23 protein-coding genes are annotated in these 25,942 nt (G+C 40.5%); 6 read left to right on the plus strand and 17 right to left on the minus strand.

The window, feature by feature from the left end; genetic code table 11:
• The first annotated feature begins 20 nt into the window (after positions 1–20).
• Positions 21–1,013 (plus strand): collagen-like domain-containing protein, encoded by a 993-nt coding sequence (locus G3569_RS02520; RefSeq protein WP_165265759.1) that lies wholly within the window; start codon positions 21–23, stop codon positions 1,011–1,013.
• Positions 1,014–1,404: 391 nt separating this feature from the next.
• Positions 1,405–2,052, plus strand: a complete 648-nt coding sequence (locus G3569_RS02525; protein ID WP_165265434.1) for a collagen-like protein — start codon at positions 1,405–1,407, stop codon at positions 2,050–2,052.
• A 91-nt stretch (positions 2,053–2,143) separates the two neighbouring features.
• On the opposite strand, the gene G3569_RS02530 is transcribed toward G3569_RS02525, so the two are convergent.
• Together G3569_RS02530 and G3569_RS02535 are read right to left on the minus strand one after the other, a co-directional pair.
• Positions 2,144–4,582, minus strand: a complete 2,439-nt coding sequence (locus tag G3569_RS02530) for a protein kinase domain-containing protein (RefSeq protein WP_165265761.1) — start codon at positions 4,580–4,582, stop codon at positions 2,144–2,146.
• Positions 4,583–4,654: 72 nt separating this feature from the next.
• A complete protein-coding gene (locus G3569_RS02535; RefSeq protein WP_165265763.1) occupies positions 4,655–5,224 on the minus strand; it encodes a sigma-70 family RNA polymerase sigma factor in 570 nt (189 codons plus the stop codon).
• Positions 5,225–5,520: 296 nt separating this feature from the next.
• Between G3569_RS02535 and G3569_RS18305 the strand changes: the two genes are divergently transcribed.
• Entirely contained in the window at positions 5,521–6,141 is a 621-nt protein-coding gene (locus tag G3569_RS18305) for a collagen-like triple helix repeat-containing protein (RefSeq protein WP_205719994.1), read from the plus strand.
• 53 nt (positions 6,142–6,194) lie between these two features.
• Here G3569_RS18305 and uvrA read toward each other — a convergent pair whose 3' ends face one another.
• Positions 6,195–9,005 carry an excinuclease ABC subunit UvrA gene (gene uvrA, locus G3569_RS02545; protein WP_165265765.1) on the minus strand — a complete coding sequence of 937 codons (2,811 nt, stop codon included), beginning with the start codon at positions 9,003–9,005 and terminating at the stop codon, positions 6,195–6,197.
• A 143-nt stretch (positions 9,006–9,148) separates the two neighbouring features.
• Between uvrA and G3569_RS02550 the strand changes: the two genes are divergently transcribed.
• Positions 9,149–9,787: a CPBP family intramembrane glutamic endopeptidase gene (locus G3569_RS02550; RefSeq protein WP_165265767.1), complete on the plus strand. Its 639-nt coding sequence runs from the start codon at positions 9,149–9,151 to the stop codon at positions 9,785–9,787.
• An 8-nt stretch (positions 9,788–9,795) separates the two neighbouring features.
• On the opposite strand, the gene G3569_RS02555 is transcribed toward G3569_RS02550, so the two are convergent.
• From G3569_RS02555 to G3569_RS02605, 11 genes are all read right to left on the minus strand, one after another.
• On the minus strand, positions 9,796–10,050 hold the full coding sequence (locus tag G3569_RS02555; RefSeq protein WP_165265769.1) for a hypothetical protein: 255 nt from the start codon (positions 10,048–10,050) through the stop codon (positions 9,796–9,798).
• Between the two features lie 702 nt (positions 10,051–10,752).
• On the minus strand, positions 10,753–10,947 hold the full coding sequence (locus G3569_RS02560) for a hypothetical protein (protein WP_165265771.1): 195 nt from the start codon (positions 10,945–10,947) through the stop codon (positions 10,753–10,755).
• Between the two features lie 37 nt (positions 10,948–10,984).
• Positions 10,985–11,203, minus strand: a complete 219-nt coding sequence (locus G3569_RS02565) for a hypothetical protein (protein ID WP_165265773.1) — start codon at positions 11,201–11,203, stop codon at positions 10,985–10,987.
• Positions 11,204–11,230: 27 nt separating this feature from the next.
• The gene (locus G3569_RS02570; RefSeq protein WP_165265775.1) at positions 11,231–11,440 is read right to left on the minus strand and encodes a helix-turn-helix transcriptional regulator; all 210 of its coding nucleotides are present in this window, start codon (positions 11,438–11,440) and stop codon (positions 11,231–11,233) included.
• Positions 11,430–11,885, minus strand: a complete 456-nt coding sequence (locus tag G3569_RS02575; protein WP_165265777.1) for a hypothetical protein — start codon at positions 11,883–11,885, stop codon at positions 11,430–11,432. The genes G3569_RS02570 and G3569_RS02575 overlap by 11 nt, the downstream gene beginning before the upstream one ends.
• A gap of 376 nt (positions 11,886–12,261) precedes the next feature.
• Positions 12,262–12,717 (minus strand): MarR family winged helix-turn-helix transcriptional regulator, encoded by a 456-nt coding sequence (locus tag G3569_RS02580; RefSeq protein ID WP_165265779.1) that lies wholly within the window; start codon positions 12,715–12,717, stop codon positions 12,262–12,264.
• 299 nt (positions 12,718–13,016) lie between these two features.
• The gene (locus tag G3569_RS02585) at positions 13,017–14,465 is read right to left on the minus strand and encodes an efflux transporter outer membrane subunit (RefSeq protein WP_165265781.1); all 1,449 of its coding nucleotides are present in this window, start codon (positions 14,463–14,465) and stop codon (positions 13,017–13,019) included.
• Between the two features lie 42 nt (positions 14,466–14,507).
• The gene (locus G3569_RS02590) at positions 14,508–17,639 is read right to left on the minus strand and encodes an efflux RND transporter permease subunit (protein ID WP_165265783.1); all 3,132 of its coding nucleotides are present in this window, start codon (positions 17,637–17,639) and stop codon (positions 14,508–14,510) included.
• Positions 17,640–17,705: 66 nt separating this feature from the next.
• The gene (locus G3569_RS02595; RefSeq protein WP_165265785.1) at positions 17,706–18,887 is read right to left on the minus strand and encodes an efflux RND transporter periplasmic adaptor subunit; all 1,182 of its coding nucleotides are present in this window, start codon (positions 18,885–18,887) and stop codon (positions 17,706–17,708) included.
• A 57-nt stretch (positions 18,888–18,944) separates the two neighbouring features.
• Positions 18,945–19,400, minus strand: coding sequence for a MarR family winged helix-turn-helix transcriptional regulator (locus tag G3569_RS02600; protein ID WP_165265786.1), 456 nt, complete (start codon positions 19,398–19,400; stop codon positions 18,945–18,947).
• A gap of 158 nt (positions 19,401–19,558) precedes the next feature.
• Entirely contained in the window at positions 19,559–20,293 is a 735-nt protein-coding gene (locus G3569_RS02605) for a Mut7-C RNAse domain-containing protein (RefSeq protein ID WP_165265788.1), read from the minus strand.
• 246 nt (positions 20,294–20,539) lie between these two features.
• On the opposite strand from G3569_RS02605, the gene G3569_RS02610 reads away from it, so the two are divergent.
• Entirely contained in the window at positions 20,540–21,775 is a 1,236-nt protein-coding gene (locus tag G3569_RS02610) for an aminotransferase class I/II-fold pyridoxal phosphate-dependent enzyme (protein ID WP_165265790.1), read from the plus strand.
• A 77-nt stretch (positions 21,776–21,852) separates the two neighbouring features.
• On the opposite strand, the gene G3569_RS02615 is transcribed toward G3569_RS02610, so the two are convergent.
• Both G3569_RS02615 and G3569_RS02620 read right to left on the minus strand, forming a co-directional pair.
• Positions 21,853–23,220: a DEAD/DEAH box helicase gene (locus G3569_RS02615; protein WP_165265792.1), complete on the minus strand. Its 1,368-nt coding sequence runs from the start codon at positions 23,218–23,220 to the stop codon at positions 21,853–21,855.
• Positions 23,221–23,309: 89 nt separating this feature from the next.
• A complete protein-coding gene (locus tag G3569_RS02620) occupies positions 23,310–24,257 on the minus strand; it encodes a CPBP family intramembrane glutamic endopeptidase (RefSeq protein ID WP_165265794.1) in 948 nt (315 codons plus the stop codon).
• A 91-nt stretch (positions 24,258–24,348) separates the two neighbouring features.
• Here G3569_RS02620 and G3569_RS02625 point away from each other — a divergent pair, with 91 nt between their 5' ends.
• The gene (locus G3569_RS02625) at positions 24,349–25,023 is read left to right on the plus strand and encodes an SOS response-associated peptidase (protein WP_165265796.1); all 675 of its coding nucleotides are present in this window, start codon (positions 24,349–24,351) and stop codon (positions 25,021–25,023) included.
• 6 nt (positions 25,024–25,029) lie between these two features.
• On the opposite strand, the gene G3569_RS02630 is transcribed toward G3569_RS02625, so the two are convergent.
• Positions 25,030–25,923 (minus strand): mechanosensitive ion channel family protein, encoded by an 894-nt coding sequence (locus G3569_RS02630; protein ID WP_165265798.1) that lies wholly within the window; start codon positions 25,921–25,923, stop codon positions 25,030–25,032.
• Positions 25,924–25,942 lie beyond the last annotated feature (19 nt).

The following is a 25,942-nucleotide window of genomic DNA, read 5'->3' on the forward strand; positions in this document are numbered from 1 at the left end:
TGAAAAGGAATTGAAGAGATATGAATTATTTCAATAGCAGTCAGTTAAGAATTAGCAACTTTTTTATCGGTATGATGATATTCTGCAGCGTATTAACTGCATTTAGTTTTGTGACAGGCTGCGAAGGACCAGCCGGAGCAGAAGGGCCAAAGGGTGAAGAAGGGCAGGTAGGGCCTGCCGGTGAAGACGGCAGTGAAATGTATGCCGGGCAGGGTGCACCGGCATCCGACCTGGGAAGTAATGGTGATTATTATCTGGATAAGAATACGGGTGAAATTTACGGTCCCCAAACCGATACCGGTTGGGGAACGCCCCTGATGCTACGAGGAGAAGATGGAAAAGATGGCAGTGAAATACATGCGGGAAGTGGTTCACCGGCAGATACTCTTGGAAAGATAGGTGATTATTATCTCGATCGTAGTTCGGCTAAGCTGTATGGGCCTAAGACAGACAGTGGGTGGATCTCTTTTGTTTTCTTAAAAGGTCCCAAAGGTGATCCTGGTGAAGATGGGAATGCGAATGTTATTTCGAGTGGTTGGACTCAGATTCCTGCCGGTGATTGGATGCAGAGTGGAGCCTACGAATCCCCCAATGATATTTCAACTTATCCTATTTCGGCAGCAAGCGGGGGTTGGTTTGGGTTGAGTTCCGTAGATCAACTTAATGGGGCGGTATTTGTTTATGTTAGGGGGCTGGGCAAACAGTCTGGAGGTAGAGATTCAGATGTCATGCAGTTGCCTGCGAGCGCCAAAGTATCAGGAGGCGGACAATCCGGAGGTATAGAACTGAGGTTCACACATGGTGGAGACCCCAACTATGCCATGTGGATTGTACCTAACGTTGGTTTGCAGAGCGGTGCTTGGGATACCAGCTATATGATGAATACGTATCTGCCGGATTTAGAGTTTAAGGCCGTAGTTATTCCCGCCACTACCTATGAATCAAACGGGATACCTCCGCTTGATTTCTCGAATTACGAAGCAGTTGTGGGTTACTATAATTTAGATAGATAACCAAAGAATTAGGCATATTTGTAGGGCTCCATGTTATTAGGGAGCCCTATTTATTTGGATACTAGTTGGACAGTTTTGTTGGGTTTGGCTTTACTAGCAATTTTTCCTGTTTTAGCTAACTGAGCTGTTTATTGTAAGTGCTTTATAGCTACTTAGTATACCCTTCTTATTTTTGAGATAGGCACTTCTCATTGATCAATATTGGTAGCTCCTAAAAAATTTATTGTAGGTTATTTGAGGACAGGCAACCTTATAAAGGTAAAAAGGAATCTCTTGCATATAGATGATAAGAATAAGAAAAAAAGTAATTTGTCCTCTGATTAGGAAATATCACGCATAAACTGAGTGAGTCTACATTCATGCGTTACTGAATAATAAAAAATCAAGAAAAATGGATACGTCTACAGAAGAGCAGTTGCTTAAATACGTTAAAATGGAAAATGTAAAATTAATGGCATTGTCATTGGTTGTTGGTTTGGCAATGATTGTGGGATGTGAGGGACCGCAAGGTTCGGAAGGGCCAGAAGGCCCGCAGGGTCCCCAGGGACCAAAAGGTGATGATGGTACGGCCAATGTTATCTATTCGGATTGGCATAATGCGGATACATGGAAACCCGCTGAATTTTTTGGAGATTCTGTGAGACATTTTGATATGGTAACCTCTGATCTAACACAGGAAATCGTGGACCAAGGTGTTGTTAAGGTATATGTTGATTTTCAAAATGTAGAGGCTATATACCAGTTGCCGTTTTCTGGTGATGTGGCAGGTTTTCTTGACGGTCTTCAACTTTATCATAAAGTACTGCCGGATACCGTAAGGGTAGAAGTCTTTGACAAGAACAATCCAAATTCAGATCCGGGTTCTTTCTCTTCTGATAATAGATTTCGATATGTCCTTATTCCCGGCGGACAGGCATCTTCCGGGAGTTCGTCAAAAGTTAATCCTAACAGGGGAGTATGGGAAGACATGTCCTATGAGGAGCTACAGCAGCGTTTCGATATTCCTGATCATGGTTCGGGGACGATATCTCTTGACTAGTATATAACAGTAGTTAAATATTTTGTGGATGTGCTGCACCCTACAGGTGCAGCACATTTTTTATGTTAATAACAGTTAAAGTCACAGGTTATTAAGGTGTAAACTGGGCAGCCAAATTAGGTTTATCCCATACAGAGTAGAGTTTGCTGAGAGCTTTTTTGCTCCGTTGGGTTCTCCAGTTATTATTACCAAACTGTTCCTTAAATATTTGGTGGGTTCGTAATAATGTATTCTCGGCTTGCTCATATTTACCTTGCTCAATATCTATTAATGCAAGTATGCCCTGAGCGGCAGCCACCTTCCAATGTTCTGAGGGTAGATGCTGTTTAAAACTCCGGAATGCATTTTGAACCAGAGGTATAGCCTTGCTACTGTGCCCTTGTTCAATTACAACCCAACCGAGCCTGAGCTGAGAAGCTGCGATATAGGTATGTCCTGGAGGAAATGCTTTTTTTCGCATGGACAATACCCTTCTAAACTGTTTCTCAGCTTCTACTAACTCACCTTTTTGATGTTTGATTTGAGCAATACCAGAGAGGGCATTGGCATGAGAAATGCGAGCTTGTTTTTTGTCAGACAGCATATTAAGGCATCGTTGAAGGGTGGCTTCTGCTTTTTTGAACTCTCCCAGATCCTTCAATAAATAGCCCAGGTCATTTAAAGCGCCGGTAATGGCTGGCGAACTATTAGCCTCATAAATATTAATGGCTCTTTGATAATGACTGAGAGCCTTTTGCGGGCGACCAGTTTCTGAATACAGAAATCCCAGCATTTTAAGAGCATAGGCAAAATCAGGATTGTTTTTTCCCAGATTTTTCTTGAAAATCTGTTTACTGCGTTTAAAGGAAGCTTCAGCCTTATGGTAATTCCCTTGTCTCAGCAATAAATAGCCAAGTTTATTTGTCGTGTATGCAACATTCTGATGGTTAGTTCCTAGCTCATTAGCATAAATATCCACCGTATTTTTTAATAGAGGTTTTGCCTTGGGGTATAAGGCCAGGCCTGTATACACATTACCTAAAGCTCCCAGAAGTTCTGCTCGTACCAGCGGTTGCTTTTGTAGGGTGTTTTTAATCTTGGTGACGCCTCTGTCAAGTACTTCACGGACAGTGATATCTTTACTTCCGGTTTGTGAAAAGGGATCACCACTTTGAAAAATATCAATGAGTAAGGTTTTAACCTGCTCTGCTTTTTTGGCTTCTAAACGAGCAGTATCGCGCTCATCGGCAAGTTTTATAGTATAATACCCAATAAGTGACGTCAGGATAAGAATAAAAGATATAGCAGCAGCAATTTTTTTTCCATGCCGTTTAATAAATTTCACTATTCGATATTTTATGACATCTTTTTTTGCTAGCAGAGGTTTGTTCTGCAGATACAGCGAAATGTCATCTTTTAGTTGGCTAATTGAATCATAACGTGCCTCCGGTTCCTTGCGAAGGGTTTTTTGGATGATGGAGAGTAGGTCACCTCTCAGTGTCTTAATTAATTTTTGGGGTTGGGTTGATCGCTTTTTTGCTATTTTGCTAACCTTTACCCCATTGTTTAGGTCTTGCAATCTTTGGTGGGGATAAGGTGGAGCTTGACTGCTTATAGCATCCGTAATTTCGCTGTATTGTTTGTTCTCAACATCAAAGGGATGGAGTCCCCCCATTAGTTCATATAGTAGAATGCCAAGAGTATATTGATCAGATGCTGTTGTAACAGCTTCACCGCCAACTTGTTCAGGAGAAGCATATTCAGGGCTCATAAGCCGTAATCCCGGGCGAGTTTTGATGGCAGACAACTCATATAGGTTGGGATCAAGTAGTTTGGCAATACCAAAGTCCAATATTTTAATATGCCCCTGACCAGTAACTAATATATTTTGAGGTTTTAAATCACGGTGAACAACTAAGTTCTTATGGGCATATTGTACTGCATCGCAGATACCAAGAAAGAGATTAAGGCGTTTTTTAACTGTTAGTTGATGTTTATCACAGTATTCTAAAAGAGGTATTCCATCAATATATTCCATAACGAGATAGGGCAACCCATTTTTAGTTATGCCGCCATCTATTCTATGGGCAATATTGGGATGATTAAGCTCAGCCAATATCTGTTGTTCCAGCTTAAAACGCTGAATATTTGCAGGCGTTTTAAGGTTTTGATGCATTATTTTTAATGCCCCGATCTGATGAATTTCAGAATCTACTAGTCGGGCTTTATAGACACTTCCCATTCCCCCGTGGTCAAGCAGTTCAATAAGTTCCCATTGATCAATAGTTTCTCCTTCAAGAGAATCCTCGATTTCCGGGACTGTCATATTGATATGAGTAGCGAAATTCTCAAGAAGAGCCCTGTTATTTTGTAAGTGATGATTTGCAAGTCCCTCTGATTCCTCAGCAGATTGTAACAACTGATGAACTTCGTGCTGCAACTCAGGTTTGTCTGAACAAAGGCGGTGTATATAGTTTGTCCGTTGATTGGGAGGCAGACTAAGTGCTAAATCAAAAATACGACTTATTCTTTTCCATTTTTTCTTATCCATTGTACTGGTTTTTTAATTACTCTCTGGGTATGAGTCAATAGATTACGTTGCTTCAAGTGTATTGAGAAGGAATTAAACATTTTTGAGTTCTTTGTGAAGCCAACTACGGGCTTTAAGCCAGTCACGATCAATAGTCCGGGTAGATACATCTAATATTTCTGCAATCTCACGATTAGTCATGCCGGTAAAAAAACGCATTTCAGCAACCCGACTTTTGCGTTCGTCAAATTCAGCCATTTTATCAATAAGGTCGTTAAGAGCAATTAAATCCTGGGCATGTCGATCCAGGTCAATTTTACCTTCTTCAAAGGATATACGTTGCTGCTGACCACCCCGTTTTTGGGCGGTCTTTTTACGGGCATAGTCAATTAATATTTGTCTCATTGCTTTAGTAGCAATAGCAAAAAAATGAGCCCTGTTTTGCCAGTCCAGCTTATTGATGTCAGTTAGCTTTAGATAAGCTTCGTGGACGAGTTCCGTTTTTTGTAGGGTATGCTCTGTATGCTCTTTTCCCAACTGGCGATGGGCAATCTCTCTCAGCCGATTATAAACCATAGGAAATAGTTTATCATAGGCCTGTTGATCTCCAGAACTGGCTTGCACTAACAGCTGGGTAATATTTGATTTTGAATCACTGGACATGGATTAATTATCTACATCAAGATGAGATAACAAAAAGTTTCCAACATACCTCATAGATTATTAAAAGCACTCTCAACAACATCTATTGTAGCATCGCATATAGTTCTAACTGGATTTATCAGCAAATGTTTCGAGAGAGATATTGCAGAAAGCTTCGTTCTCATTTTTAAATAGCGAGGTGATCAAAAAAACGTGTCGTACTCTCTTTTGTTTTTACGCATAGTTAAATAGAGGGGCGAGTAGATAAAACGAAAAAAACCTCTCTTAATAAAAACTGTAAATCAAGATTACGTACTATGTTTATGAAAATAAAAAATACGACTAACCAAATAGCAGGTTTTAAGTTAAGTGTTATGCTGTTGTCAGTAGTACTTGTACTAGGTACTATTGCTTGTGAGGGACCGCAAGGCCCAGAAGGCCCACAGGGGCCACAAGGTGAGCAGGGTCCCCAAGGAGATCAAGGTCCCAAGGGAGATGATGGTAATGCTAATGTCACTTTATATATTTTTGATGGCCATGATTTTACTTCCTCAACTGTGACACGGCGCGAAATACATGGAATATCAGAAACTGAAATGGAGGAAAGCGAATGGGATGTGTATCTAAAACATTCTTCAGGCTGGTATTATCATCTTTCGGGTTACGGGATTAGTGACCAAACAATGTATTTTGTTGCCCATCGCTGGAATGACAGTGCAGACCCTATGTATATTGATTTTTGGATTGAGGCAGCTGATGGACCTGGGGAGAGTTATGAAGAGATTCGCATTATACGTACAGCCTCGAGTTCGGTCGTTGATAGTACCTCGTCAAAGTCTCCTGCTGCCCAAAAAAGCCTGGATTATTCCAATTATCACGAAGTAGTAGATTATCACCAATTGAATGAAGATGATATAGTAGATCTCACATCTAACTAAAAAAAAATAGCGAAAAGGGGGGCTTTCTGATAACAAGAAAGCCCCCTTTTTATTTATAACTCCTCTTTTAAATACCGCCCGGTATGGCTGCCTTCTGTTGCTGCAATTTCTTCGGGGGTACCGGTGGCAACAATCTGTCCGCCGGCAAAACCTCCTTCAGGCCCGATATCAATAATATGATCAGCACATTTGATAACATCCAGATTATGTTCAATAATAATGACCGTATGGCCGTTATTGACTAATTCATTGAACGAATCCAGCAGTTTGGCAATATCTTCAAAATGGAGTCCTGTAGTAGGCTCATCAAAGAAATAGAGGGTATGATTGCCCACTGATTTACTTAAAAACTTGGCCAGTTTAACCCGTTGTGCTTCTCCGCCCGATAGGGTAGGCGCGCTTTGTCCCAACTTAACGTAACCGAGCCCTACGTCCTCAAGAGTTTGTAGTTTAGTGGTGATGCGTTCTTCATCCACAAAAAATTCGATAGCTTCAGAGACCGACATCTCTAGCACATCATGGATATTTTTGCCCCGGTATTTTACTTGTAGTACATCCTTTCGATAGCGTTTGCCGCCACACTCTTCACAGGTAAGCTCAATATCGGCCATAAACTGCATCTCAATTTTCTGGATGCCTTCGCCCTGGCAGGTTTCGCATCGTCCACCGGGCACATTAAAAGAGAAGTGGCCGGGTTCATAGCCCATTATTTTAGATTGCCGAGTATTGGCAAAAAGATCCCGAATACCATCAAACGCTTTGGTATAAGTCGCAGGATTCGAGCGCGAAGAGCGTCCAATAGGAGATTGGTCCACCATTTCTACCGAGTCAATATTGTGAAGTCCTTCCACTTTCCGGTGTTTCCCAATGTTATCTTTGTAGGTGCCAAACTCGTTCTCAACAGCGGCATAGAGGGTATCATGTACCATGGTCGATTTTCCTGAGCCACTCACGCCTGTAACACATATCAGTTTGCCAAGAGGGAATTCAACATCCAGATCTTTAAGGTTGTTTTCCATTGCACCCTTAAGAACCAAAGACTTACCGCTTCCGTCGCGCCGCTTTTCGGGGACCGGAATTTTCTTTTCCTCACTCAGGTATTTTCCGGTCAGTGTTTTTGATTCTAACAGCTTGTCATAATCTCCGCTAAAGACTACTTCTCCGCCATGAACTCCTGCAAAGGGTCCGATATCGATGACATTATCAGCCGCTTTTATCATTTCGGGGTCGTGCTCTACTACGAGTACAGTATTACCAATATCGCGGAGTGATTTTAAGATATTGATTAGCCGATCGTTGTCTCTGGGATGTAGCCCTATCGTCGGCTCATCAAGCACATAGAGGCTTCCGATCAGGGAACTGCCCAATGAGTTTGCCAGGCTGATGCGTTGCGATTCTCCCCCACTCAGTGTTTTGGCTTTACGATTGAGAGTAAGATATTCGAGCCCTACTTCATCGAGGTATTTCAGGCGCTTACGAATTTCATAAAGAATTTGCTCTGCCACTTCCTTCTCAAAGTCACTGAGTTCTAACTCTTCAAAGAATTCACGGGCATGACCTATCGTCATCTCAGCAACCTGCCCAATATGTTTGTCATTAACTTTAACATATAACCCATCTTTACGCACACGATATCCCTTACAATCGGGGCAACGGCTGTAGCCTCGATAGCGTGAATAGAAGACGCGCATATGTACTTTGTATGATTGGCTTTTGACATCCTCAAAAAATGGACGGATGCCAATATAATCTCCTTTTCCTTCCCACAAGATCTCTTTTACTTCATCCGAGAGATCTTGGTAGGGGGTGTCAATGGGTAAGCTATTTCGAGCGGCAACTTTAATAAAGTCGCGTAGATTTTCGCTGAACTTTTCGCCATTGAAGGGCGCGATAGCACTATCACGGATGGTTTTGGTGGGGTCGGGGATAACTAAATCCTCGTCAATACCCGATACCTTCCCAAATCCTTCACAAGTGTCGCAGGCCCCATACGGGTTATTAAAGGAGAACATTTGAGGAGTAGGCTCCTGGAATTCCATGCCGTCCATCTCAAAACGCTCGCTAAAATTGAGCTCGTCGCCATCTCGGATTTTTACCGAGCAGCGTCCGCGTCCCTCGTGGAAGGCGGTTTCCAGTGATCCGGCTATTCGGCTGCGGGTATCTTCATCACTCTTTAGGATAAGTCGGTCAACAAGTACGCGATAGTTATCGGCATCTAAATCATCAGGATCAACTTCATCTGCCGTTAAGTCCAGGATCGATTCATCTTCGATATGCAGCAGGCGGGGGTAGCCCTTCTCTTTTAAAACCCGCAGTTCATCCTCAAGCCCCTTTTCTTCATGTTCGGGAATGGAAAAGAGGACATAAAATTTTGTACCGTCCTCAAACTGTTGGTGCAGCTCTTCAATAGCTGTTTTAGTGCTGTCCTTTTTAACCTCACGTCCCGATTTGGGAGAAATCGTATGCCCAATGCGTGCAAATAGCAGACGCATATAGTCATAAATTTCTGTTGTAGTACCAACCGTAGAGCGGGGATTAGAAGAGGTCGTCTTCTGCTGAATTGCCATGGCCGGAGAAATACCCTGCATGTAGTCTACATCCGGTTTATCCATACGCTCCAGGAACTGCCGGGCGTAACTGGAGAGGCTTTCTACATAACGGCGTTGCCCCTCAGCATAAATAGTATCGAAAGCCAAGCTCGATTTACCGGAACCGGATACCCCGGTTATTACCGTCATCTGGTTACGTGGAATCGTAACATCAATATCTTTGAGGTTATGAACACGAGCTCCCTTTACAATAATGGGGCGGTCTTCAGTAGGCTTTTTTTGTTTCTTTTGTGGGGATGTATCAGTCTGAGACATTCACTAAATCTTTGCGTTTGTATAAACGGGTAAAGGTATGAATTTTATGACAAAAAATGAGGTTTAATCCGATATAAAGTAGGAATGCAAACAGCATTGTGAATTGAGCTGTTTAGCCAGGTGTAAATAGATCGTTTTTCTTTATGGAAAGTACCCAAAAAACGTATTTGTATGATATTCTTGAAGGGGTATTACTATTTATCGGTTTACCTCTGATGTTTTATTGGCAATTAATTCCACTACCTAAAATATTGGCGTTGGTTTCTGTGGCCGTTTATTGTGGGTTTCGTTTATGGCGTGATCGTTCATTTAAGGTCGATTTATTCATCAGAGATGATCTGCATGATATTTCAAAAACGATTTTGATCAGGGTACTGCTAGTTGCCATCTTGCTTACCGGCTTGGTATGGGTTGTTTATCCGGGTCAGCTATTTGCCTTCCCCTTTGAACGTCCCTTTTGGTGGATGGTGGTGATGGTCTTGTATCCCTTACTCTCAGCATTACCGCAGGAATTTATATTTCGCACCTACTTTTTTCATCGGTTCGAGCAGAAGCTCCCCTTAAAGCATTTAACAGTTGTTTTGAGTGCCTTGGCATTCGCCTTTCTGCATATTATCTACGATAACTGGTGGGCGATAGCTCTCAGTTTTATTGGTGGACTCTTTATGGGGAGGACATATCAAAAAACCAGGTCGTTATACTGGGTAACGTTGGAACATGCTATATACGGCTGCCTGGTATTTACCACAGGAATGGGAAGTTTTTTTTATGAAGCTATGTAAGCGTCCTATTACTTATTGTCCCGGGTTACTTTTTCTGCTTTTCGGATGCCCTTGAATAAAATTAAGGTGGGGATAATAAATGCTCCAAAGAAAACAGGGACCGTTATTGAGTGAGAAATTCCCGGATTGTCGATATGGATAATACTGTACGTACCGACTAGTATTCCCATCAAAAATATGGCAAAGGTAATTATGCCAAGAGAGCGACTGTTAAAGTTGAGAGAACCGATTTGTAGTGAAAAGGAGCTGGTATCGTTTTTCATGATATGATTAAATGCAGGGTTGCGATTCAGTATGTTCTGTGTCAAACATTGCTTGATAGGCCCAATAGCTATATCCTATAACAGCTAGTAGGATTATAAAAAGGCCAGATCAAAAGCTGATCCCTCAGCAAATTTGTGTAGACAAAAAAGAAGGCCGCAAAGGGGGAGTAGTTTCTTCATAGTGTCTTGATATTTGATGGTTAACTATCAAGTGTATTGAATCTGTTCATTTCCCTCAAGTTTTTTAGCGAAGTAATCACAAAATAAACTTATTACACAAAGGTGTAAGGAAATGAGTGCTAACCACATGAAGTTAAAAGGGGCGAATATATCGGACCCAACGGATGCCATATTCTCAAAAAGTAAGATTAACTGTATGGTTACGAGGAAATTTAAAGTGATAGCCCATCGGAGTCTGCCGGTAGTGTATTTGCTCCTTTTTAAGGTCATAAAAATACAAAGAGGTATAGCTAAAAGTACTATGACATCTAAATAAGGAATTGCTGAAAGTGATTCCTGTAATTCAACAGTATCTAGTCGTGTTAATGTTTCGAAAAGAAAGATTAGGCCCAGGTTAAGAAAAATTGCAGCGGTGTTTTTCCAATGGATATAGGATTTTGATAATGTATTGCTGTTTGTATTCTTCAAGGGTACAAATTTTTATTTAGGATGTTTGGTGAAGAAACAGGGGACCCTTAAAGGTTATTGCGAGGTCTCTTTTCCCCAGCGCTGCGAGAATACCATAGTGATTGCAATTGCTGTTGCTATAGTTATGCCTTGTAGTATTAAGTCAAGCCAGTCAACGGTGTAAGGTCCTGTGTAATACACCATTAACTCATAAAGTAAAATACCAAGGAAACTCCCGATTAAATAGCCAATGAATTTATATAGTTTCATAATTTATTCGTTAATGAGTTGTGCGCAGGGTTGAAAATTAACTTCTTCGAAGCAGAAAAACACCACTTGTTAAACAGAGCAAAATAACTCCCATGGCAACAGCTACAGCTAAAGTAATAGATCCTCCCATAGATGCTACAAGGTTTTTCATGAAGGTATAAGGGCCTGTTTTACCAAATACTATTGCTGCTATTATGAGTAAAATGCCCAGTATGACATTTAATTGTTTTCTAGTATATCTTTTTAAAAATGTCATAATATGATAGTCTATTAGTGTAAAAGGCTATTCTTCCCAATCTGATTCTTCCAGTTCAAATAGTTCATCCACTTCGATCTCTAACACCGAAGCCAACTTAAAAGCCAGGGCTGTAGAGGGAATAAATCGCTTCGTTTCAATAGCATAAATGGTTTGCCGTGTAACGCCCACTTTTTCGGCCAGGGCCGTTTGTGAAAGGCCGTGCCGGGCTCGTTCAACTTTAATATTATTGTTCATAGCCTTCGCTTGTACTCGGAGATGCGCTTATCTTTTTGCTTTTCTTCGCTATCAGGAAGATGATAATCTGAAGTTCTATGATATAAAGAGCATCTAAATTTGTTTTTACATTAAAGAGGAGCAGAAAAGCAATGGTGAGTAATGAGATAAAAAATGTTAAGTGTACTGCCTCCATACGTAACCGTATTATAAATTCATCAGTTTTTTCATCTTTTGATAGTGCATAAATCAGCAATCCTATTGCAGATATAAGAGCAGTGATTTCAAAAAAAGAGTCTGAAAATATGGTTATTCCCATAACATCAAATGGAACTAGTTCAGGTATCTTCGTTGAGTCTGATCCATTATTATAACCATGGATAAAGCCATTGATAAGATTGACTGTTGCCGTTGGTATAAAAAGAGTAAGTCCTACTTTTTTGCAATAGTTTGGCAGTAAATACAACGTTTCGGTATCTGATTTCTCTTGTAATGAGATAGTAATGTAAAGTATAAATTACATTATGACAACTATAGTTATGGGTTTGTAAATTAATTACGGTTTTGGCCCAAGAGTTTTGTAATATTAAGTAAATGTGATGTGATAAGGTGGGCAAAAAAATAAGAGCCGCGCCTTTCATAGCACGGCTCTTAGGGTAGGTGTATAACTGTAGTAGGGTAACTACAGTGGGTATAGTAAAAAATGCTAGGTACTTAAAATTCAGTACATCGTAGTTTCATAAAATATGTTCGTGTTGAAGAGGACATAAAGGTTTGGGAGCCTTTTATCCTACGATATCTAACGCTTAGGTCATATCAATATTGCATATTAGTTGATAGTATCAACAGCCTGCTTTTGATAAGGCATTTTCATAAAGCTCAGAGAAGAATTGATCTAAGTATTCTATTTCTTCTTGAGGGATATGGTCTAAGAGTTCTTCATTTACATCTTTATCAATTTTTCGCGCTCGTTCCAACACATCTATACCCGGCTTAGTTACTAATAAGATTTTTCTTCTCTTATCGTCAGGATCTTTAGCCCGGGCCAGAAAATGGTTGCTTTCAAGTTTATCAATTTGTCGCAATACCGCTGACTTATCCCGATCAACTATTTCGGCCAGTTCTTGTAAAATAAGGCCTTCGTCACTTTCTATAATATTAAGCGTAAAATATTGGTCAATTGTAAGTTTTATATCCTCTTCTGCAAAACGCTTTTTGAGAAGTCGGATCATGCCTTTTACAGCGAACCCCATTTTACAGCCTAACGTACGGCAACATAATTCTTGCTTTAACTTCATAAGCTACTGTTATGAATTTATTGTGTTAAAGATAAAACTAATCGTTGATGTGTGCAACTAATATTTTGTTAATGTTTTTAAATGTTGGCTGTGTTTTATTAAATCATTTGAACTCAGCTAATAAAATGCCAAATATTGTTGTTGTAACCTGTATTCAAACAACATCCTGATTAGTTTTAATAGTTCAAAAATAAAAACTGCATCTTTTACAGCGCGGCTCTCAGGGTAGGTGTAAAACTGTGGTTATCCCTACTACAGTGGGTAAATAATTTTTTAGTTAAAAGTGCTTTTGAAATTAATTACTTATTTCTGTCGGTGTTTGTAATAGTTTCTGACATTTCCCAGCCTCCTCCCAGTGCCCGGTAAAGGTTTACACCAGCTGTAAGTTTTTGCAACCGATCATTAATATTATTGATCTGTGCTGATAGTAGTTGCTGCTGGGCTGTTAGTACCTCGGTATAATTGGCGTCGCCATAGGTTAGAAGTTCGTTAGAATATTTAACAGCTTTTTTTAGTGCAGAGAGTTGCTGTTGACGCATTGCAAGCTTCTGGTCAGCATTTTTGTATTGACTTAACGCATTTGAAACTTCTTGGCTCGCTTTAATAATAGTATTTCGAAGATTGTATTTGGCCTGTTTTTGTTGTGCTTTGCTTTTCTTTAAGCGCGCTTTATTTACTCCTTTATTAAATAAAGGTTGGGTAAGCCCGGCAGCTAGGTTATAAAATATAGACCCTGGTTTAAAAAGGTCTTCAGTTGTTAGACTTTGGTAACCGCCGCGGGCAGTAAGGGTAAAAGAGGGATAAAAATAGGCACGAGCATTATTTGTGAGTTCAAAGGCACTACGAAATTTATATTCAGCAGCTAAAATATCAGGACGATTGCGGAGAAGTTCTGCTGGCAAACCGGCAGCCAGCGAATCAATGGGGTGCTGTTTGTCTAGGCTCTCGCGTTTAATTTTGCCGGGAGATCGCCCCAGTAAGATACTTAATGCATGTTCTTGTTCCGTAATTTGTTGCTTTAATTCCGGTATAGTAATCTCTGCTGCATATTGACTAGCAATACTTTGCTGTACAGAAACGCCGGTAACGAGGGAACTTTCTTTAAGGTTTTTAATGGTTTCGGTTACCTCTTTTCTGTTTTTTACGGTTTTCCGGGTAATGGCTAATTGCTTATCAAGTGCGATAAGGCGGTAGTAGCTGTTGGCAACATTTGCAATAAGGGAGGTTTGAATAGCTCTACGGGTAGCTTCTGACTGTAGTAGCGTAGCAAAACGAGCTTTTTTAGCACTGTTGAGTTTGCCCCAAACATCGAGTTCCCAGCTTGTGCTTAAGCTGATTCCATATTGTTCGGTGGCGGGGATAACAGTATTTCCGGTGCCGGTACCAAGGCTATTATTATTGTCCGAAGGTTCATTGTGGGATACTGTGCTTCCCAGGCTAAGACTGGGCAGCATATTCATTTGCCCTTGGTAAAAATTAGCTTCAGCAATGCGGATCTGTTCAATTGCTTGTTTTAAATTGAAGTTGTTTTTGAGTGCTTCTTGAATAAGTTTTTGCAGCTGTGGGTCTTTGAAAACCTGTTGCCAAGGCATTTCTGCAAGAGAGCTACTATCCATGCTAAGTTGTTCAAATGGATATAGGTTTTGGGTATTTACGTCAGGTTTTTTGTACGACTTGGTAGCAAGGCATGATGATAAAATGGTTGCCAATATGATACTAAATACAAGTCTAGAAAGTGATTTATACATGAAAGCAAATAAAAAACTTTAAAATGTGAGCAAAAGATAAAATTACTTATTAACTGCTTTTGGGGGAGCCCCTGAAAATTTCTCCTGCAGTTTCTGAAACAGGATAAAAAGTATGGGTACAACTAAAAGTCCTATAAACGTTCCAATAAACATGCCCCCCGCTGTTCCAATACCGATCGATTGGTTAGCATTAGCATTAATACCTGTGGCCAATGCCAGTGGAAGCAAACCGGCAATAAAAGCGAAGGAGGTCATTAATATTGGACGTAGACGAGCTTCGGCACCATTGATTGCTGCTTTGGCAATACTCATTCCTTCTTCTCGGCGGCGTTGAAGAGCAAACTCAACAACCAGAATGGCGTTTTTAGCCAGAAGTCCCAATAGCATAATAGATGAGATTTGGAGATAAATATTGTTGGCAACGCCAAAAATATTTGCAAATATGAATGATCCGGCTAATCCAATAGGCAAAGGTAATATTACAGCCCAGGGCACAAGGTAACTTTCATACTGTGCACTCAACAAGAAGTAGACAAAAATTAAACAGAGCGCAAAAATAAGAAGTTCTTGTCCGCTTGCTTTGCTTTCTTCGCGGGTTAATCCCGAGAATGCATAGGTATAGTCATCAGAAATCTGATTATCAAACACCTCTTTAATAGCATCTATAGCATCACCGGAGCTATAGCCCGGATTGGTTGCTCCTGTCAGCTGTACAGAATTAAAGAGATTAAAGCGAGAAACATTTTGCGGTCCATATACCCGTTTAAGTTCTACAAAGGAGCTGGCAGGAGCCATTTCACCATTGCTGTTGCGGATCGAAATGTTCTGCAGGCTTTCTTTTGAACCTCGTGATTGAGGAGTCCCTTGCAAATATACCCGGTAGAGCTTGCCAAATCGGTTGAAGTTAGATATATAAAGACCTCCGTAATAGGCCTGCATAACGTTTAAGATCGATTTTGGGGAAACCCCAGCGCGTTGTGCTTTGGCTACATCAACATCTACCAGATATTGGGGGTAATTGGTGTTAAAATAAGAGGCGGCGTATTGTACTTCAGGTCTTTGAAAAAGAGCTTGTTGAACTTTTTGACTGGTTTTAGCAAGCTGTTCCAGTTCACCACTGCTAAGGTCTTGTACATTAACGGTAAAGCCGCTTGTATTGCCAAAGCCGGAAATTACAGGAGGAGAGAAGAATGTTATGTTTGCATCTTTAATACGAGCCGTTTTTTTACGGAGCTCTCCGATTACCTCTTTCACACTTCGGTTACGGGTATTCCAATGATTGAGTTTGCCAACAAGGAAACCATACTGGCTGCCGGACCCACTGATAATTCCGAATCCCGAGATGGCCAGTCGGGAATCTATGATATCCATGTCGGCCATAATGCCATCTACTTCTTCCATAACTTCTTTAGTACGTTCCAGTGAAGCGGAAGCTGGGAGGCTAATGTTGGCGAAGAAGGTACCTTGATCTTCATCAGGTACAAAGCCTGAAGGAGTAGTTTGGAATAGATACCCAAATAATACAATAGAGCCAATGACAATAGCTACGGCTGCCCATGCATTGCGAGTAAAGTATCCCAAAATTTTCTTATATCGATATTTGCCTATATCAAAAGCAGTATTAAATGCGATGGCAAATCGATCGGTAAGTGATTTCTTTTCTCCAATTTCTTTATGTTCCGGTTTTAATACCAAAGCACATAGGGCAGGGCTCAGTGTTAAAGCATTAACAGCTGAAATGATAATTGCTGTAGCCAGCGTAATGCCAAATTGTTGAAAAAATACCCCTGTAGAACCGGTAATAAAGCTTACGGGTACAAATATTGCCGACATTACAAGGGTGATAGAAACGATAGCCCCGGCTATCTCATTCATGCCCTCAATTGCTGCCTCTGTTCCCGACTCAGCCCCTTCTTCTAGCTTAGCGTGAATAATTTCAACTACAATGATAGCATCATCCACAACAATTCCAATGGCAAGAACAAGGGCAAAGAGCGTAAGCAGGTTGATGCTGTAACCAAAAATATTTAGGAAGAAAAATGTACCAATAATTGATACCGGTACAGCAATAGCCGGTATAAGGGTAGAGCGCCAATCCTGCAAAAAGACAAATACCACAATAAATACTAAGATAAATGCCTCAAGAAAGGTTATGTATACTTTATCAATAGAGGCTGTTAAAAAGCTGTTAGCATCAAAAACTGTGGTATATTCTATGTCATTGGGGAATGATTGGGAAGCAGCTTCGATCTCCTTTTTAACATCTTGAACGACTTCTTGGGCATTAGCGCCAGCCGTTTGAGAAACGAACATTCCAACACTGGGACCACCGTTAGCCGTACTGTGTACCCGGTATGTTTGAGATCCAAGCTGAATATTTGCCACGTCTTTTAATCGCAGCATGTCGGCATTTTCAGTGCCTTCCCGTATAATAATATCTTCATACTCCGGAACTTTAGAGAGGCGGCCTTTATATTTCATAGTAAACTGCATTGCCTGTCCGCTGTTTTGTCCAATAGCGCCTGGTGCTGCAACAAAACTTTGCTCGTTCAGGGCCCTGATAACATCATTGGGCACTAAGTTGTAGGAAGCCATAGCATCTGGCTGCAACCAGATACGCATAGCATAAGTGTTAGCCCCAAAGGCATCAGCAGTACCTACACCGTTTACACGTTGTAAACGCGGAATCAGATTAATGCGAGCATAGTTTTCCAGAAAGGTGCCGTCATGGCTGCCGTTGGGACTGTAAAGGGTAAAAATTAAAAGCCGACTTGTTTGCTGCTTTTGGGTAGTCACTCCCGTTTGGGTTACCTCTTGTGGTAAAAAGCTGGATGCTTGGGCAACTCTGTTTTGAACGTTAACAGCAGCAATATCAGGATCAGTACCCAACTCGAAAAATACTTGTATCTGTGCTCGACCATTATTGCTTGCTGTTGAAGTCATGTAGGTCATGCCTTCAACGCCATTAATTTGCTCTTCAATAGGGGCTACAACACTATTGAGTACAGTTTCAGCATTAGCTCCCGGGTAGGAAGCCGAAACTTCAATAGTTGGCGGAGCAATTTTAGGATATAAAGAAACGGGTAAGGCATAATATCCTAAAATACCCAAGATGACAATAATAATAGATATGACAGTTGATAAAACCGGTCGTTTAATGAAGCGTTGTATCATTGTTGCTAGTTTAAAAAACTTGTGGTTGCCTATAGAGGAATCTTGTGAAACGTATAATGACAGCTTTTAATTGGATAATGTGTTATACAAACTGTCGCTGTTTATTGATTGTGGCCGAATAGAGACTCCTTTACGTAGACTACCTAAGCCACCGGTAATAATTTTATCTCCGGGTGTTAGCCCTTCTTTGATTACAAAAAGCTGTTTTGTAGAAAGTTTGAGAGGATGAACCTCGGTACTTTGTACTGTATTATCGTCACTCACGGTATAAACAAATACCTTATTTTGTACTTCGTAGGTAGCTTTTTTGGGGATTACCATAGCTGAATCTTTTTGAAATGGTATTTCAATATTCCCACTACCGCCACTTCGTAATATTTTTTTAGGATTTGGAAACTGGGCACGGAAAGATGCTGATCCTGTCTGGGTGTTAATTAATCCGCTAGCCAATCGAAGAGTTCCGTTATGTTCGTATGTGGTGTTGTCGGCAAGTATAAGTCGCACGCCCGGCATGCTCTGGATGCGCTCGTGAAGTGAATGCGATTCCATTTCTGAGATGTTATTTTTTGTCATCTCCAATAGTTCACGTTCGCTCATCGAGAAGTAAGCATACACCTCGGAAATATCAGAAATTTTGGTTAACGGTTTTTGAATACTACTGTGTACAAGACTTCCGATACGATATGGAATCGTACCCATGACTCCATTGGCAGGGCTCTTGATTACAGTATAGCCTAAGTTAATTCGGGCATTTTGTAGTGCAGATTTAGCTTGTGCTAAAGCCGCTTTTTTTGCCTTATAATTGTTTCTGGCTTTCTGTAGCTGATAAGTACTTACAATATTTTTTTCAACTAGCTTAGTATATTGGTGGACTTTATCATTTGCAGTTTTAACAGCAGCTTTGGCAGCTTGTACATTCGCTTCACCAGAGCGAACGTCTTGTTTGTATTGTTCGCTGTTTAATTTAAATAAGGGTTGTCCTTTCTTTACTGTATCCCCTTCATCCACTAGGATTTCAACAATATATCCAGAGACACGCGGTCTTATTTCCATTGTTTGTGTGCCTTCCAGTGTAGCAGGATAACTGCTGGTTAACTCAATAGATCGGGGTTGCAACTCAATGACAGGGTAAGATTGTGGTTGCTGATTCTTGCGTTGCTTTTGATTGTTGCTACCACAAGAGGACAAGACAATTGAGGTAGTAATAAAAACAAATAGTAAGAAATAAGTCCGATGCTTAACGTTCATCTGATAATTGATTTTAGGTATACTAATATTCAAAATATTTTAAAGTAGTTGATTGGTTCAACAATTTGCTAATTCGAGGGCTTCTTCGTAGATATCTGAAAAAAAATTGTTGAGATATTTCATTTTTTCCTCAGGAATATCTTGCCAGAGTTCGTTGTTTACTTCTTGGGCAATTTTACGGGCCTGTTCCAACATGTTTAGGCCTTTTCTGGTAACAAGTAATATTTTTCTTCTTTGATCGTCGGGATCTTTTGCTCGGGCTAAAAAGTGCTTGTTTTCAAGTTTTGTTATGTGTCGTACCACGGCAGAGTTGTCACGATCAAGGATCTCAGCTAATTCCTTTAATATTAAACTCTCATCATTTTCTATAATGTTGAGGATAAAATATTGCTCTATTGTCAATGCAATATCTTCTTCTTGAAATCTCTTTTTCAGTACCCTGACAATGCCTTTTATGGCAAAGCCCATTTTGCAACCTAAAGTGCAACAACACAACTGTTGTTTTAATTTCATATATAATAACGTTAAAATTAGAATAGGTAAAGAAAAGGCAACTAGTTGACATGTGCAACTAGTTGCCTGGGTATTAAGAATAAATGATTCTTTTTTACATTTTTTTGCCTATCAATGGTTTTTGGTTAGATAAACCTTATCAAGATTATCGAGGAGATTTAAAGGGATTGTAATAAATCTACTTTCTTTTTAAAATCTTTAAAGTGTGAGCCTTGCCAATAAACTTTTTGACACTCTTGGCACTGGTAAAATAGTGAGTGTTTTTGTTGTACCTTAGGCGGTACTTTTTCTTGTACCTCTGCAAGAGCTACTCTGACGAGTCTGCCATTACATTCCATACATCGATTAAAAGGATTTATATTTTTAGATAGTTCAAACCGATTAAAAAGTTCCCGTAGCTGTTTGTCAGGATCAGTATTTCGAACCCAATACCCCTGTTGGGTATCACCATGACGTAAGAGGCCAATATTCCGTGTCAGGATCATTCTGTTTTCTGCATTCGAAATATGGATTATATCTTGCTCTGTAAAATTAGGATTGAGTATAGCATTAAAGCCGAATAAGCGAAGCTTCTTAGTTAGTTTTCCAAGATGAATATCCAGTATGAATTTTTCAGGGCTAATAAATTCGGATGATAAATTTGATTTTGAGATCTCCTCGAACGGGTAGGCTGTAATTTCCTCGCCACCGGTAAGGTTATATGTCAGGCTTTTGCGTTCTCCATTTATTTTAAGCCCAAATATTGCTGTATGTGGTATCCCTTGCGCTTCTATAAGGTCTTTAACTGCCGGGGTACCCTTAAATGAGACGCTTAGTAAAGAGATGTCATTACTGGATTTTTTAATAAAATCTTTTAGCGATGCTACCGGTCGCAAAGTTGCCTGTTTTGTCATTTTATTCTTTATTAGGTTAAAACATTTTGAACCCTTAATATTGAAGTTGCCAGAAAGTTTTGGGATGACAGGTTTAAAAGTATCTTAACTTTAATAAAATTAGGCATTTACCTGGCTTTTTTGAAGCTTCTTCCATTTTTGACAATAAGGTATTTTTCATTACCTTTTTTAAATGTTTTTACAGCCCGCATATTATAGGTTGGCAAAAATAATCTACACTTAACCAAAGATATAGTTCAGCAGTTTATGGATTTATTTGATAAGCTTGAGGGCAGACCGAGCCCATTGGGTGAATTTACCTCAGACGGATATGGATACTACACCTATCCTAAACTTGAAGGACCTTTAGGTCCCGTCATGAAGTTTAATGACGAAGATGTAATCGTTTGGAGCATCAACGATTACCTGGGAGTTGGTAGTAATGATGAGGTAAAAGACTATGATGCCGAAATAGCACAAGACAATAGCCTTAGCAGTCCTATGGGTGCAAGGCTAATGACCGGAAATTCAACTGAGCACGAAAAACTAGAAGAAGAGCTCGCAGATTTTGTTCATAAAGATGATGCATTTTTGTTGAATTATGGATATCAGGGAATTATGAGTGTGATTCATGCCCTGGTTGATCGTAAAGATGTATTAATATACGATGAGCTGAGCCATGCTTGTATCGTAGACGGTAAGCAGCTGGCTATGGCAGAAAAATATGTTTTCAAGCACAACGATATAGAAAGTTTTGAAAAACAGTTGGAACGTGCACATCGGAAAAAAAACGATGATGGGGCTGTTCTGGTAGTTACTGAAGGGGCTTTTGGGATGACCGGAGATCTCGGCATTCTGAATGAGATGATTGCCCTTAAAGAAAAGTATCCATTCCGTCTGCTTGTTGATGATGCACATGGGGTTGGAACAATGGGTGAGGATGGTTCCGGAACGGGAACACACCTGGGATGCCAAGATGGTATTGATATCTATTTCGGTACTTTTGCTAAGGCATTTGCTCTTATCGGTGCTTTTGTTGCTACTGATGAACGGGTGGTTGAATTTTTGAAAGCGAACGTACGAAGCCAGATTTTTGCAAAATCAGTGCCTATGCCAATTGTGAAGTCTGCTCGTAAGCGTCTTCAAATGATTAAAGATAATCCTGAATGGCGTGAGAAGCTTTGGGAGAATACAAATATGTTGCGCGGCGGTCTTCGTGATATGGGATACAACGTGTTGCCTGCAGAATGTCCGGTAACACCCGTTCTTACAAAGGGAAGTACTGATCTTTGCCAAACTATTATGCGTAAGCTTCGAGAAGAGCATGGCGTATTTGTGAGTGGTGTAGCATATCCTGTTGTACCCAAAGGAACGGTGCTCATTCGATTGATCCCAACAGCGGCTCATACCAAAGAACAGATCCAGAAAACATTGGATGGGTTCGAAGCTATTAAAGAAGTGGTTTTCGCAGAGGCTAAAAAGCAACAGAAGATGACTGCCTAGAAAACCGGTAATTTAATTTATATAGAAAAAGCCCCGATTTATCATCGGGGCTTTTTTCTTTTAAAAGTGATGTAATATTAAGAGAAGAGCTCTTTTATGAGGCCAATAACACCGGACTTTTGGTCTTTCTTGGCTTGCCCTTTACGTCCACCGCTTAGTTTATCATAGCTGGGACGCGGGAGTTCAAGATCGTCTTTCTTCTTTTTCTTTCGTTTGTTGCGTCCGTTATTGTGGCGTTTCTTCTTTTTATGTTTTGACTTCTTTTTACCCTTCTTCTTTTTCTTCTTTCGCTCCTTAAGCTTTTCTTTAACTTTTTTGGGTAGATTAAGCTCTTTTGGCGCTTGTTTTAATGTGCTTTCAAGTTCATTTATGTCACTACGATCTTGTTTCGAAACCAAAGAAACGACGCGTGAGGCCTTGCCGGAACCGACCAAATCAGCTCTGTATCTATATTCATCGGGGTTGGCAGGAACATCATAATTTATAACCTGGGTAACGCGTTGTATATCGAGTTCTGCAGCAGGAATGTCAGCCACTAAAAGATACTGTACATCGCCATTGGTAAAATTAGCAAACCGCTGGGCTCGCTTTTCATCAGAAAGCTTACCGTGTAGGCTGGTAGCCTTTAGGTTTTGTTTGCGTAGGGTACGGTACAAACGATCAGTGCCCCGTTTAGAGGCGGTAAAGATTACGCAATTATCAGTGGGCGTTTCCTCAATATGGGCCATTAATGTAGTAATCTTCATACGATTAGGAACATAAATGTAGCCATGGGAGAGATTGCTGTCCACCTTTGGAGGCTCTGAAAGCATTTTCGTAGATGAATCCAGCCCAATAACTTCAGGGTCTTCGAGGTAATGCTTTGCAAATTTCTTAACCTCATCATTCATCTCACCGGTATAAATGATGGTTTGGTGTTCGTTGAGCACCCGTCGTAAAATGCCCTTCAACTTCGATTGTAATCCCAGTTCCACCATGGAATCGGTAGCATCAATTACCACTAATTTCACATCGCGAAATACAAATCGAAGCTTTTTAGTGATATCAGCAAGCGGACCGGGGTTACCGGTAATAACTTGGACACTACTTTTTAGGGCCTCTTCCTGTTCTTCCGGTTCGGTATCCATATCCACAGAAGCACTTTCAATCTGCGCATGATATCCCATGGCCCAAACAAGCTCATCTATTTGTTGAGACTCTTCGGGATTAGGGGTCAATACCAGCACAGAAGCACTTTCTTTTTCTTCCCTGTCATCAATCATTTCTAAAGCAGGGATAACAAAAGAAGCAATTTTATCACTTCCGGGTTCGGCTTTAACCAATGCATCTTTCCCTTCCAACACCGCAGGAAGGACCTCTTCTTGGAGTTCAGTAAGTTCAGTGTAGTTTACATCTGCGAGCCCACTCATGATATCGGGGCCCAGGTCTATTTCTTCAAACTTCAACGTTCTAACCTTTCATTTAGTTAATGTTTGTTCATCATGCACTGCTTCAAAATCAAGCAATGCTCATAAGGTACCTGAATATACAAAACTTATTGCGCTTGCTCACCTGATTTTCCAGGCACTTTGTATCTATTTATTAATAAAGGATGAATTGACAGATCGCATCCTTTTGTTCTAAGATAAACGCATACCCCCCCTAACATTATTGCCATGCCTAACAGTACGAGCAGTCCGGCTTCAGGCCCAAAGTTTCCTCCTGTCCATAAATCGGGACCGGACTGCTGGATATTGAGAATTCCAACATCAAACTGTTTTCCACTAACGGGAAAACCAAAAAGCCCGGCCATGAAAAAGTTCCAGCCAAAGTGCAGGCCAGCCGAAAGAGAAAGACGGCCAGTAAAAATAAAAGGTATTGCCAATACAAATCCTGCAATAACAATATTACATGTCGAAAGTACCGAGGCATTGGGATTGTTATAATGAAGTAATCCAAAAACAGAAGATGTTAGAAATATTGCGATAAATACTATTAGCCTTTTGTTCAGCCACGGATAGCGCAACCCTTCTACAATATTAAGTATTTGGTATCCTCGTGAGAACAGTTCTTCATAAAAGCCAACCATCGCCATAGCCAAAAAGAAAACCAGCAAGTTTAAGAAGAAGGGTTGTTCCGAGGGTAAGTTCCACCCAAAATCGGAAATCGTAATCCAACCCAGCTGCCATTGCACGAAAAAGATAGCACCAATTGCTAAAAAAGCTAATACGGTGCCTACAATAAATTCTGTGATCCACTGTTTGTTTATATAGATACCGTAGTCGACGAAGTTACGATTATCAATATATTGGGCTGCAATCCAGATACTTGCAATAACACCTAAAAATTGTGGTATAACTGCCGTGAGTGGGGATGAGGCCGGTAAAAGAAGGAAGAATGGAAAGTAAAGTGGAGCAATAAATACGATAAGCGTAAAGAATTGAAGTAACAGTCGCCATCCTGCACGCAGACGTTGCTCTTTTTTATTTGTAAATACATTCATAAGTCGAGAAACATTCTTAGTTTTTATACGGTATGAGTATCATTAAAAAACGCTATAACTTACATTAAAAGACCAAGTAAATCAGGTTCATATGAGTGATCGATTTGTGTTTCAGGCATCAAAAGAAGAAGTAAAACAGTTATTCCATGTAACATCAGAGCGAGATGATTTTTTTAATTCTGATTTTAATATAACTCCGGGGTCATTAATTCCTGCAATCTGTAAAGAAGATGGAGAGCGAAAATTGTATAAATTTGTATGGGGTCTAATTCCAGAAAATGCCGAAGAAGAGAAAGAGGGCCGAGGAAATTACGAAGCTGCTATTGAAAACCTGGAAGAGAATAAACTGTTAATTGAATGTTTGGCTCAGCGTCGATGCTTGATTCCAGCCAAGGGTTTTTATAAATGGAAAACTACTGAAAAGAAGAGTACGCCATTTTTTATACGATTGCTTTCAAACGAATTGACAGCCATTGCAGGAATCTACTCGGTATGGAAGTCTTCTTCGGGGCGTGATGTCTATTCTTGTGCTATGCTTACAACATCTGCCAATGCACTGGTGCAACCCGTAGATGATAGAATGCCAGTACTATTACACCCGGATGATCATAAAAGATGGTTGGCTGATAATGAAATTAAGCCTGGTGACCTGAAACAGTTTTTGAATAGCTATTTAATAACTGATTTGGCAGTGAACCGGGTTTCGGAAAAGGTGAATGATCTGGATAATAATAATGCGGATCTGATTCAGCCTATTCCAAAGTAGTTAAGGTTATTGGTTGGGTTCTTTATAGATACGCATGGTGGGGTAGGCCAGTTCTATATCATCATGCTCATTAAAAGAGCGAAGCACATCTTCCCATATCGCTTGCGAAAGCCCCCGGCGCTGGCGTGGGTCGGAAAGATGCCGAATAGTGAGGCATACACCACTGTCTCTCACATCAGTATACACAATGGGCGTAAGGTAGCGGTAATAGATGAGATATGATTTTTTGGCTTGCTGAACCTGTTGTTCGGCGCGCTCAACAGAATCTTCAAGATGCTTATCTGATATCTGTTGCAGAAGTTCTTTGGCTTTTTCCCAGTTGCTCTCAAAGGTGACAAGAACTTCTATTTCATTCCACAAAAATTTAAAGTTGCTGGTATAGTTTGCCAGTGATTTGGAAAAAGCATAATGGTTGGGGACATGTACCACACGACCGGTACTCTGGTCGGCATGCACCCAGTTTCCAATCTCAAGTACGGTGAATTTAAAGAGTCGTTGGTCAATAACATCACCTTTGACGTCACCAATTTGTATACGATCGCCAACATCAAAGGGTTTGCGCCACAAAATGAAAAGCCAGGCAGCAAAGTCGCTTACGGGGTCTTTAAGTGCGATGGCAAGTCCCGCAGAGAGTAGGCCAAGGAAGGTAGCTACCGATTGAAGTCCCTCAAACCAGATACGCCCAACGATAAGAAAGCCCAGGAAAACAGAAATATAAGTGAGGTTTTTACGCCATTTATATTGTATTTTTGTCTCCGGTAGCTTTCTGTTGATTATGCGGATAGCAATAAAGCGTATCAACCAGATTGCGATAATAACAACAACAGATAAAATGACCTGGTAAGTGAAGCCGGGAGAGTTTTCAATAAATTGCTGAATGCGACCGGTGATGTTTTGCACGATTTGCTGTAGCTAAGTT

The sequence above is a fragment of the Fodinibius halophilus genome (genome assembly GCF_011059105.1).
GTDB lineage: Bacteria > Bacteroidota > Rhodothermia > Balneolales > Balneolaceae > Fodinibius > Fodinibius halophilus.

What these genes read in the sequence shown, in the direction of transcription:
- G3569_RS02520 (WP_165265759.1), top strand. Translation starts at nt 21, where the DNA reads ATGAATTATTTCAATAGCAGTCAGTTAAGAATTAGCAACTTTTTTATC.
- G3569_RS02525 (WP_165265434.1), top strand. Translation starts at nt 1,405, where the DNA reads ATGGATACGTCTACAGAAGAGCAGTTGCTTAAATACGTTAAAATGGAA.
- G3569_RS02530 (WP_165265761.1), bottom strand. Translation starts at nt 4,582, where the DNA reads ATGGATAAGAAAAAATGGAAAAGAATAAGTCGTATTTTTGATTTAGCA.
- G3569_RS02535 (WP_165265763.1), bottom strand. Translation starts at nt 5,224, where the DNA reads ATGTCCAGTGATTCAAAATCAAATATTACCCAGCTGTTAGTGCAAGCC.
- G3569_RS18305 (WP_205719994.1), top strand. Translation starts at nt 5,521, where the DNA reads ATGTTTATGAAAATAAAAAATACGACTAACCAAATAGCAGGTTTTAAG.
- uvrA (WP_165265765.1), bottom strand. Translation starts at nt 9,005, where the DNA reads ATGTCTCAGACTGATACATCCCCACAAAAGAAACAAAAAAAGCCTACT.
- G3569_RS02550 (WP_165265767.1), top strand. Translation starts at nt 9,149, where the DNA reads ATGGAAAGTACCCAAAAAACGTATTTGTATGATATTCTTGAAGGGGTA.
- G3569_RS02555 (WP_165265769.1), bottom strand. Translation starts at nt 10,050, where the DNA reads ATGAAAAACGATACCAGCTCCTTTTCACTACAAATCGGTTCTCTCAAC.
- G3569_RS02560 (WP_165265771.1), bottom strand. Translation starts at nt 10,947, where the DNA reads ATGAAACTATATAAATTCATTGGCTATTTAATCGGGAGTTTCCTTGGT.
- G3569_RS02565 (WP_165265773.1), bottom strand. Translation starts at nt 11,203, where the DNA reads ATGACATTTTTAAAAAGATATACTAGAAAACAATTAAATGTCATACTG.
- G3569_RS02570 (WP_165265775.1), bottom strand. Translation starts at nt 11,440, where the DNA reads ATGAACAATAATATTAAAGTTGAACGAGCCCGGCACGGCCTTTCACAA.
- G3569_RS02580 (WP_165265779.1), bottom strand. Translation starts at nt 12,717, where the DNA reads ATGAAGTTAAAGCAAGAATTATGTTGCCGTACGTTAGGCTGTAAAATG.
- G3569_RS02585 (WP_165265781.1), bottom strand. Translation starts at nt 14,465, where the DNA reads ATGTATAAATCACTTTCTAGACTTGTATTTAGTATCATATTGGCAACC.
- G3569_RS02590 (WP_165265783.1), bottom strand. Translation starts at nt 17,639, where the DNA reads ATGATACAACGCTTCATTAAACGACCGGTTTTATCAACTGTCATATCT.
- G3569_RS02595 (WP_165265785.1), bottom strand. Translation starts at nt 18,887, where the DNA reads ATGAACGTTAAGCATCGGACTTATTTCTTACTATTTGTTTTTATTACT.
- G3569_RS02600 (WP_165265786.1), bottom strand. Translation starts at nt 19,400, where the DNA reads ATGAAATTAAAACAACAGTTGTGTTGTTGCACTTTAGGTTGCAAAATG.
- G3569_RS02605 (WP_165265788.1), bottom strand. Translation starts at nt 20,293, where the DNA reads ATGACAAAACAGGCAACTTTGCGACCGGTAGCATCGCTAAAAGATTTT.
- G3569_RS02610 (WP_165265790.1), top strand. Translation starts at nt 20,540, where the DNA reads ATGGATTTATTTGATAAGCTTGAGGGCAGACCGAGCCCATTGGGTGAA.
- G3569_RS02620 (WP_165265794.1), bottom strand. Translation starts at nt 24,257, where the DNA reads ATGAATGTATTTACAAATAAAAAAGAGCAACGTCTGCGTGCAGGATGG.
- G3569_RS02625 (WP_165265796.1), top strand. Translation starts at nt 24,349, where the DNA reads ATGAGTGATCGATTTGTGTTTCAGGCATCAAAAGAAGAAGTAAAACAG.